Source organism: Candidatus Hydrogenedentota bacterium (assembly GCA_016791475.1).
In the GTDB taxonomy this organism is placed as follows: domain Bacteria; phylum Hydrogenedentota; class Hydrogenedentia; order Hydrogenedentales; family JAEUWI01; genus JAEUWI01.
Window position 1 is genome coordinate 1 of sequence record JAEUWI010000457.1, and the last position, 521, is coordinate 521.

Sequence of the window (521 nt, forward strand, 5' to 3'; positions counted from 1 at the left end):
GAGAAAATCCTCGGTACGCCGGCTAGCTGGATGATAGGCACCGCAAACCAGTGGCAGGCTTTCTACCCGGAGTCGAGGCCCTGTCTTGGCGATCTCGTCATGTTCAACGATCACGTCACCATCGACGCCCTCTACGGCGGCAAGGTGAAACCCTCGCCGGTGGTACCCGAAGCCTTCGAATCGGAGGACTACTTCCCGCTACTCGGTCGCTGGCTGTTCTTCACGGCAGCGCCCATCCGGGACGCCGGCGGCCGTATCGTCGGCGCCATCGAGACACTGCAGGACACCTCGTTGCGCAAGCAGGCGGAAATGGCACTGCTCGAAGCAAAGGCGGAGGCGGAAATTGCGGCGCGTGCAAAAGCCGAGTTTCTGGCCAACATGAGCCATGAGATCCGCACGCCGCTCCACGCCATCCTCGGCTTCGCCCATCTGCTGCAGAAGAGCGAGCTGACGGCACGGCAGGCGGAACATGTGGCACGTCTGCGCGCCTCCGGTGATCTGCTGCTGCAGCTGATCAATGA

1 protein-coding gene is annotated in these 521 nt (G+C 62.4%); it reads left to right on the plus strand.

What is annotated here, in order from left to right:
- Positions 1-99 precede the first annotated feature (99 nt).
- On the plus strand, positions 100-521 hold a 422-nt coding region (locus JNK74_30225; GenBank protein MBL7650447.1), incomplete at its 3' end, for a hypothetical protein.